This is a genomic window from Shewanella surugensis (assembly GCF_023284005.1).
GTDB classification, from domain to species: Bacteria; Pseudomonadota; Gammaproteobacteria; order Enterobacterales; family Shewanellaceae; genus Shewanella; species Shewanella surugensis.
Map to the genome: position 1 here is coordinate 1 of NZ_JAKIKS010000163.1, position 9,278 is coordinate 9,278.

Annotated in this window: 6 protein-coding genes and 1 pseudogene; 4 read left to right on the top strand and 3 right to left on the bottom strand. The window is 42.8% G+C overall.

Annotated elements, in window-relative coordinates; translation table 11 throughout:
- Positions 1 to 138 precede the first annotated feature (138 nt).
- Both L2764_RS24030 and mnmC1 read right to left on the bottom strand, forming a co-directional pair.
- Positions 139 to 413, bottom strand: a pseudogene (locus tag L2764_RS24030) (DDE-type integrase/transposase/recombinase); the annotation flags it as partial.
- 143 nt (positions 414 to 556) lie between these two features.
- Positions 557 to 2,545 (bottom strand): FAD-dependent 5-carboxymethylaminomethyl-2-thiouridine(34) oxidoreductase MnmC1, encoded by a 1,989-nt coding sequence (mnmC1, locus tag L2764_RS24035; RefSeq protein ID WP_248942905.1) that lies wholly within the window; start codon positions 2,543 to 2,545, stop codon positions 557 to 559.
- 230 nt (positions 2,546 to 2,775) lie between these two features.
- On the opposite strand from mnmC1, the gene fabB reads away from it, so the two are divergent.
- From fabB to L2764_RS24055, 4 genes are all read left to right on the top strand, one after another.
- Positions 2,776 to 3,987, top strand: coding sequence for a beta-ketoacyl-ACP synthase I (fabB, locus tag L2764_RS24040; protein WP_248942906.1), 1,212 nt, complete (start codon positions 2,776 to 2,778; stop codon positions 3,985 to 3,987).
- 204 nt (positions 3,988 to 4,191) lie between these two features.
- Positions 4,192 to 5,322, top strand: coding sequence for a 4-phosphoerythronate dehydrogenase (locus L2764_RS24045; RefSeq protein WP_248942907.1), 1,131 nt, complete (start codon positions 4,192 to 4,194; stop codon positions 5,320 to 5,322).
- A 2-nt stretch (positions 5,323 to 5,324) separates the two neighbouring features.
- Positions 5,325 to 6,341 carry an aspartate-semialdehyde dehydrogenase gene (locus tag L2764_RS24050; RefSeq protein ID WP_248942908.1) on the top strand — a complete coding sequence of 339 codons (1,017 nt, stop codon included), beginning with the start codon at positions 5,325 to 5,327 and terminating at the stop codon, positions 6,339 to 6,341.
- Between the two features lie 188 nt (positions 6,342 to 6,529).
- Positions 6,530 to 8,944 carry a FimV/HubP family polar landmark protein gene (locus L2764_RS24055; protein ID WP_248942909.1) on the top strand — a complete coding sequence of 805 codons (2,415 nt, stop codon included), beginning with the start codon at positions 6,530 to 6,532 and terminating at the stop codon, positions 8,942 to 8,944.
- 148 nt (positions 8,945 to 9,092) lie between these two features.
- Here L2764_RS24055 and L2764_RS24060 read toward each other — a convergent pair.
- Positions 9,093 to 9,278 (bottom strand): transposase (locus tag L2764_RS24060; RefSeq protein WP_376708483.1); only part of this gene is annotated, 186 nt, incomplete at its 5' end.

A 9,278-nucleotide genomic window follows, 5' to 3' on the forward strand; every position in this document is an offset into this window, starting at 1 on the left:
ACCCACTCTTCATGAGAACGCTTAGTCATATTAACTCCTGATATCATAGTCAGGGGTTAACATAAGGGATCGATGAACACGGTTGAAGATGTACTTGCTCGGACGGTTACGGTCAACCGATCGAAACTACACGGTATATCCCTTTTTATCAACGGCACGATAATAATAAATCCATTGTCCTTTTACTTTTATATAGGTTTCATCCATGAACCATGAGTTTGATGTTTTTGGGTTTTAAAATTAGCATCAAGTTGCGGAGCATATTGAATAACCCAACGATTTAATGTTGAGTGATCAAAGTGGATCTTTTGCTCAGCAAAGATCTTTTCAATCTCAGGATAACTGAGTTTATAAGCATGATGATCGCTGAGGGTAATGTCAGCCTGAAAAATTGAGATAACATAAAAAGTGATGCTTGGATCATAAAGTATCTATGCTGTTTGCGACAGAACCGACAGAACTGACGGTAGATATAAGGCATTGCTATCCCGAAGTCACTTGAAGGGACTAGATTGAGCTGAAATGAAAATAAGGTCAAGTGGCTTAGGGATAAACTTTACAGTGCTTTTCCTTTGAGTAATTTACGCATCCACATGCGATTTGGACTGAGCAAGGCGACGGTTTCTTGGCTAATGGGCAAAGGTTGATGACAGATCATGGCGGCTAATGCTTCGGCGGCTAAAGGACCGGAGCTCAGTCCTCGGGAGCCTAACCCGCCTAAAATATACAAGCCTTGATGTATTGGTGCTGGGGTGCTTTGCCAATATTGACGGCTTTGTGGGGTGAGTTGATGGGTTTGATAGCGCGCTAATATTTGCTCAATGTCTGGAGCGGGACCCATCATGGGTGCGTGATCGCGAGTGACCATACGCACACCGACTCTGGCGTCATTATCACTCACATCAATGTCTTCAACCCAAGGCTTATTGGGATAGCTATGACGCATTTTTTCTACGTTGTCGGCTTGTTCTTGTGGGCAAAAATCCAGATCTGGGGCATTTTTGATATAACTGGCTCCGACGCAATGAGTGTTACTGTGATGGGGCGTTAAGTAACCGTGGGAGCAAAGGACGGTTTTCAAATCACTGAGCTTCCCCTTAGAGGGAACATGACTGATTTGGCCTCGAAAGCCGGAGAGTTGCAGTGCCTGTGTTTGCTTAAATTGGGTTAACGTATGGCCATTGGCAATAACGACGCTGGCAAAAGGACCATATTCGCGCCCACCTTGGTATAAGTACCACTGGCTATTTTTTTGCGCTAATCGATCTATATGAGTATTCATATGAATGTCCAGCTGCGTTAAGCTTAGGGCTTTATCGATAGCAGCTTGGGTATATTCTTGAGGGTTTATCCATCCACCCAGAGGATAAAAAATACCGGTTTTATCGATATCAACGCCGGCAAGGTGAGTGGCTTGTTGTTTGTTGACGGCGATCGCGACGTCGGGATCCCAAGCATGACCGTTGAGGATTTTATTAATGCGATCCATGCTACGGATATCATGTCCAGTATGCAGCACACCACATAAATCATGAGCGATGCTGAAGCCTTCTTGATGCAAGGACTGTAATCGATGTCGACTGAATAAAAAGGCTTGCTGAAAATATTGACTGAGCGGATTATTTTCGGGTGTTAAAAGAGGATAAAGCGCGCCTTGTTTGTTACCTGATGCTTGGGCCGCAAGGGTAGGGTCTTTGCAAAATAAATGTAAGCGGCGTTGACGACTCGCTAATGATAATGTGAGGTTGGCACTGGCAAGACCACCACCAATAATAGCAATGCTGCCTTCTTCTGTGCTCATGAGCGGAAAAGCTTGTTGTTTGAGTGTGTGCTGATGACGTAATGCAAGACGTTCACTTAAACTGATTTCTCTATCAATAGCACTTTGCTGTTGATTTTTTTTCACTTGAGTGCGGATACATGTTTCAACATCATCGTTCATATTAAGTTTGATGCAATGAAAGCCAGCTTGAGTCGCACGCGACTCAAAGTCCGTTTGCGTTTGTAATACACAATGGTGTTCAGCTTGATCTGTTCGTTGTGAGGCACAAAAGAATAAATGCGCACGGTCTTGGCTTAGCTTGGCAATTTGCCAAAGTTGCGATAGGGTTATTGGGGATAAATCCAGTTGTTCATCACAATACCAGTGAGCGATTAAACTCGAGTCTGTTAAGGCAATAGCATTAAGCTGGGTGAAGAGATCGCCGATGTGAAAGTCGAGTATAAAGCGTGAATTATCGAAACAGAGACGTTGAATTCCATTAATATTGATTAATTTTTGCTGAGTCAATGGCTCCATCGGTGGAATAAGTGCGGGACTTTCTTCTATCAGCGATTGGAAATCTGCATTTTTATTAAGCGAGGTGAAAGACGCTGAGCTGTCGATAAAGATTTTAATGATCAAGGCATGAGAAGGTAATTTTTGGTGTTGAGCCCGCAGTTGCAACCATTCTTTGGGATCGCTTAAGCCTATTTGTCCTAAAACAATAGCAGAATGATCTGTTTTTGTTGTTTTAACATACCGAAAAAGCGTACTGACTGTCATGCTGGGCTCTTTAATGCTACCGTTATAATCTGGATGAAAAGATGATTATCTTTTTTCTCATTTAATTGTACATTTTATTGAGCGTGGAATGTTAGCCTATTTAGCGTTAAGTGTGAGTTGAGAGCGGCTTTTATTATCTTTTTATGGAAAGCTGACCACTTTAAGTCGCTAAAAGGGATACCATTGACTCAGTGAAATGGGTACTACATGTACATAATGGATAGCTAAAAATGAAAAGAGTCGTGATCACCGGACTTGGCATCGTGTCTAGTATCGGTAACAACAAGCAAGAAGTCACTGAATCATTAAAAGCAGGTCGCAGTGGTATAACCCACTCAGATCAGTTTGTAGAAATGAAGCTTCGTAGCCATGTTTGGGGCGACATTAAGTTAGACCCAAAAGATTATATTGACCGTAAGGCATTGCGCTTTATGGGGAAAGCTGCTGCTTATGCTTACATTGCCATGGAGCAAGCCATTAGCGACGCGGGATTAACGGAAGCGCAATATTCCGATCCTCGCGTGGGTATTATTGCGGGCACGGGTGGCGCTTCGTCTGCTAATCAAGTTGAAGCGGCAGATATTTTGCGTGCCAAGGGCGTTAAACGTGTTGGCCCTTATATTGTGCCACGCATCATGGCCAGCACCGCGAGTGCGTGTTTGGCAACCCCTTTTAAAATTAAAGGCATGAACTATTCAATCAGTTCAGCTTGTGCAACCAGCGCACATTGTATTGGCCATGCGGTTGAACTGATCCAAATGGGCAAGCAAGATATGGTATTTGCGGGTGGCGCTGAAGAAGTTGATTGGACATTAACGATGGGCTTTGATGCGATGGGAGCATTATCGACTAAGTACAATGATGATCCGACGCGAGCTTCACGCACATATGATGCTGATCGTGATGGTTTTGTGATCTCTGGTGGCGGCGGTATGGTGGTCGTTGAAGAGTTAGAGCATGCCTTAGCACGTGGTGCTAAAATTTATGCGGAAGTGGTGGGTTATGGTGCGTCATCAGACGGCTATGACATGGTTGCGCCATCGGGTGAAGGTGCTGTGCGTTGTATGCAAATGGCATTAGCTGACGTCGATACCCCAATTGATTATATTAACACCCATGGTACATCAACACCTGTTGGTGATACGCGTGAGCTTGAAGCGTTACGCGAAACCTTTGGCGATGACTTGCCAGCCATTGCTTCAACCAAGTCATTAACGGGTCATGCGTTAGGCGCAGCAGGTGTGCATGAGACAATTTATAGTCTCATCATGATGGAAAATAGCTTCATCGCCCCGAGTATTAATATTGATAATCTAGATGAAAAAGCAACGGGTATGCCTGTTGTGACCGAATATCGTGAAGCTGAACTCAACACCGTTATGAGCAATAGTTTTGGTTTTGGTGGCACTAATGCAACGTTAGTCATGAGTAAATATAAATAATCATTGCGAGTGAGCATAGAATGACTAAGGGAAGCCGTTTGCTTCCCTTTTTTATACCCAAATGAGTCTAACTGAGTGAGTTTAGACAATGTTATCGGGTGTACGGTCACTGCTGTTTTATTGGGATCGTCAAGTGACTTGTGGCACGTTCTGTCATAATCTCATGATTCGTTAATCTCTAGACGTTAGTATTATGGGAAATGAATGAAAATCATAGCCGATGAAAATATGCCTTATGTGGATGCCTTATTCAGTGGAATAGGGGATATTGAAAAGGTCAATGGACGCACATTAAGAGCTGATGCCGTTGAAAAAGCGGATGTATTGTTAGTGAGATCGGTGACCAAAGTGAATGCGGCATTGCTTGAAAAAAATACCCGATTGAAATTTGTGGGCAGTGCGACAATAGGCACCGATCATATCGATCTGGATTATTTAGCTCAACGAGGCATTCCCTTTGCCAACGCCCCTGGATGCAATGCAACGGCTGTCGGTGAGTTTGTTTTTATTGCCCTGTTAGAATTGGCTCAGCGTTTTGCACAGCCCTTAAAAAATAAAACAGTCGGCATTGTGGGCGCGGGAAATACCGGCACCGCAGTGGCTAAATGCTTAACGGCTTATGGTGTTAATGTTTTGTTACATGATCCTTTGCTGCAAAAACAGGGGGATATTCGAGAGTTTGTATCATTAGAGACAGTCATAACGACATGTGATGTGATCAGTTTACATGTCCCTATGATTAAGTCGGGCCCTTATCCGACCCAGCATTTATTTGATAAGACGCGATTATTGCAATTAGCCACAGGCACATGGTTGATTAATTGTTGTCGAGGTGATGTCATTGATAATAAGGCTTTGCTTGATGTTAAGATAAATCGTCCCGATCTTAAGTTAGTGTTAGATGTCTGGGAAGGGGAGCCTCATCCTTTGCCTGAATTGGTGCCTTTGGTGGAATTGGCGACACCCCATATTGCGGGTTACAGCTTAGAAGGCCGGGCGAGAGGCAGTTTGATGCTGTATGAAGCGTTAATTAAAACGTTAGGTTATTCAAGTGATAAACCGTTTAAAGGCTTACTTGAACCTCATTGGATAGCGAGAATGGATTTACATCAAATCCCCAATGAGAAAGCCTTATTACAGTTGGTACGCTTTGTTTATGATCTTCGAGATGATGATCGCATGTTTAGAAATCAATTTCTTAATGTGAATGGATTCGATCATCTGAGAAAAATTCACCAGCATAGGCGTGAATTAAGTACATTAACACTAGTCAATAGCGGGCAACTTGATGTAAATTGGTTGTTCAATTTAGGATTTTCAGGAATCGAGCTGTAATTATGTCGCAAGAATTTAACGTGGTTGTATTAGGAGCATCAGGCGCTGTGGGTCAAACAATGATTGAGATCCTTGAAGATCGCAATTTTCCGGTTGCCAATTTATACCCTGTAGCGAGTAGCCGAAGTGCAGGTGGTACGGTTAACTTTCACGGTAAGAAAGTCGAGATCCTCGATGTAGATACCTTCGACTGGTCACAAGCCCAAATTGGTTTCTTTTCTGCTGGTGGTGATGTGTCTGCCAAATGGGCCCCGATTGCGGCCGAAAATGGCTGTGTCGTTATTGACAACACTTCACATTTTCGCTACGACATCGATATTCCTTTAGTGATCCCTGAAGTGAACCCTGAAGCGATTGCTGATTTTCGTAATCGTAATATCATTGCCAATCCGAATTGTTCGACAATCCAAATGTTGGTGGCGTTAAAGCCGATTTATGATGCGTTTGGAATTGCCCGTATTAATGTGGCGACGTATCAATCAGTATCGGGGTCGGGTAAGGAAGCGATTGAAGAACTCGCGGGTCAATGTTCCAAATTATTACAAGGTTTACCCATTGAACCTAAAGCTTATTCTAAACAAATTGCCTTTAATGTGTTGCCGCAAATCGATAAGTTTATGGATAATGGTTACACTAAAGAAGAAATGAAAATGGTGTGGGAAACACAAAAAATATTTGGTGATACCAGTATCGAAGTTAATCCTACTGCGGTTAGAGTGCCGGTGTTTTATGGTCACTCAGAAGCGATTCATCTTGAAACTCATCAACCCGTTGACGCTGAAGATGTTAAAGCGGTCTTAAGAGGGGCTGAAGGTATTGAATTATTTGAGTCTAATGATGAATATCCAACTGCAGTGACCGATGGTGCTGGGGCTGATCCTGTTTATGTGGGCCGTGTGAGAAAAGATATCTCACATCCTAATGGTATTAACCTTTGGGTTGTTTCTGATAACATTCGTAAAGGTGCGGCATTAAACAGTGTGCAAATCGCTGAAGTATTGATAAGAGATTATTATTAAATAGCTTGCAATTCCCTCATATTTTGTGAAAAAGCCTGCAATTTGCAGGCTTTTTTTATTAACAATCATTTTTACAAGCTGAAAAGTAGCAGACTCTTAATTTCTGGTTTATAGTAATCTCAATAAATACAATTACCTAAAGTTACCACCGATTAGGTGATAGTGACACGTTTGCAAAGGAAGGTACGATGAGCTTTTGGTCTCGAAATGTTATAGCCCTGATAGCAACCAGTGCTGTGTTATTGAGCACTTTATTTTCACTTCATTCAGCCATTGCGGCGGAGCCATTGAGTGTTGTAGGTCCAAACGGACAAGTCAATAATGTGGTTAAGCAATATGGTCCCACAGAATCTTTTGATACGTTATGGAGTATTGCTCAAAAGGTGAAGCCCGATCAGAGTTTGTCGACTTATCAAGTGATGGCAGCACTGTATGATAGCAATCCACAGGCTTTTTCTGGTAGTAGTTACAGTAGCTTAGAAAAGGGGGTCGTATTAGTGATCCCTGATCAGAAAATGATAGCACAATATCCTAAAACAGCTGCTGTTGATAATAAAACTTCAACACAAAAAAGTGTCTCAACGATTAAATCTGCTGCTTCAAAATCGGCTCCGATGGCGACACTCAAAAAGATGGCTGAAAAATCGACTCAAGCCGATTTATTGTCTGTGCAATTACAAGAGGCACAAACGCGTAATAAGCGTTTAAGTGATGACGTCGTTAAAGCACAAGATGCGTTAGTGTTATCCACAAGTGATAATCAAGAACTGAAAACAAACATTGCAGAGTTGAATGTTACGGTGGGTTTGTTGAATGATAAATTGCAGGCAAGTTTGATACAAAATGCTAAGCAAAAACAGACACTCGAGGCGGCTGAAGAGCAAGTCAGTACCTTAATCGCCATCGAAATGGATTTACGCACCCAATCACAAGCGGTACAGGCGCCGACATTTTGGCAAAGCATTATGGCTAGGCCTTGGTTATTAGCAGGCTTTACTGTGGTACCGGCTTTTTTACTGATTATCGCTATATGGGCTTGGTTTAGGCGCCGGACTAAAACGGATGTACCGCCTAATGATGATCTGACTTCGGCTAGAGCCGTGGCTAGGGATCCTGAGCCAGAAGGGGGTCTTGATGAGGGTACTGAAGCGCGCACAGAAGAGGATAAGCTACTTGAAAAATCAGATGACCAAGACTCTGATAGAGCTGTACAACTGGATGGCCGAGCGCCTGCAGCGTCTTTTGAGGCCTTACAGAATGAGCACACCGATGATTATCTTGATTCATTAGAGTTAACCACCGAAGCTGACTCTTCGATTGATGAGCTCTGGGCTGAAGTGATTGAAGAACATGATGACGCTAATGCATCAGAAGCGTTGAATGATGAGCAAGAAGGGGTCATGGATACTGCCGAAAATGAATCACACGCCATGCAAGAAGCGGCATCACCCGATGATTTATCACAGACGAATCTCAATGCGGATAGTTATGATGAGCCACGAGTGAGCGCATTAAATGACGCTTTCACGCAAACACAAATGGACAATACGCTTGTAGAGGAAGTGGATAATATTCCTTTTGGCTCTGCTCATCCAGGTGATGACAGCGTAGAAACTATTTTTGATGAAAAAGAAGCAATAGGCCGTGATTATGAGCCTGAAAATGCAGAGATTCAAGAAGAACAATCAGATAATATTACGTCATTACATACTGATGAGGTTGAGGATGTCTTTATAGCAAAAGCGGATACGACAGAACCGTTAGGGGCATCAGAACATGATTACTCGCTTGAGAAGAACCTCAGTGCTGATGATGCAGACTTTATGCTATCGTCTAGCGTGGCAGATAACATTGCGGCAGCGTTAGCGGATGACTTACCTCATGTTGATAAAAACAATATTAATAGTGATGATGAACTGGAAAGTTTGTTAGCTGAATTTGATAATGTTGCGCCTATTACTGTAGATGGCGGCTTGGATACGCCTTATGCTGATGATCGACCATTGGATGCGATAGACGGTTTGTCAGTCAATGTGCCTGATGAGATCGCTGAAGTCAATGCAGAGCAACAAGAGGCAATGGAAGAGTCGATTTCTGATATTGATGCATTATTGGCAGAGCTTGAGGATGAAGTGGTGATTGTCGATCCTCAAGTGGTGGGTGGGCATAATAGTGGCAAGCCATTTGAGCCTAATAAAACGGACTCAACAGGGACAGTATTGGGTTCAAAAACAGTCTCTCAGCAAGGTGATGAAGCCCAAGAGGCTTTGCTCAATGCCGAATTGGATCAATTTCAACAAGACAATAGTTTTATTGATATTAATAGCTTATTAAATGATGAGCCAGAAGATAGCAAGGGGAGAGTGGATCCTTACTTTGAGTCAAATATTGAGATTGATGAATTAGAAAACTTGATGGATACCGCTTCTCACACCGATAATAGTGAACAGAATATGAGTGCTAAATTGGATTTAGCCCGCGCCTATATGGAAATCGATGATAAAGAAAGTGCTCGTACATTACTTAAAGAAGTGGGGCTCGATGGCAATGAACGTGAAAGACGTGAAGCGGGCGCCCTTTTGAATGAGCTTGTTGGGCTGTAAACAAGCTCTGTTTGCAGTATGCAACTGACAGCATAACGTTTAAACAAGGCCTTTATATACAAGGCCTTTTTTATACAAGGTAGGTTATTTGTGAGTTTCCACTCACACTGGGTAAGTCATCAGGGCGGGAGCATACTTTGTCGGATAATTAACCAAAGAAAACTTTTGCCCTGTAATCATCGTCCCAACTCGCCTTTTTTAGCTTATTTCGCTGACTTGGCGCACCGCAATCGCATTGCTTGAACATGTTTAATACAAATCTTCTGAATAGCGCCATATTTTCAACGGCACCTTCAAGCATTATCCGGCTGTCATCTTCCTTGAAAACCACGTC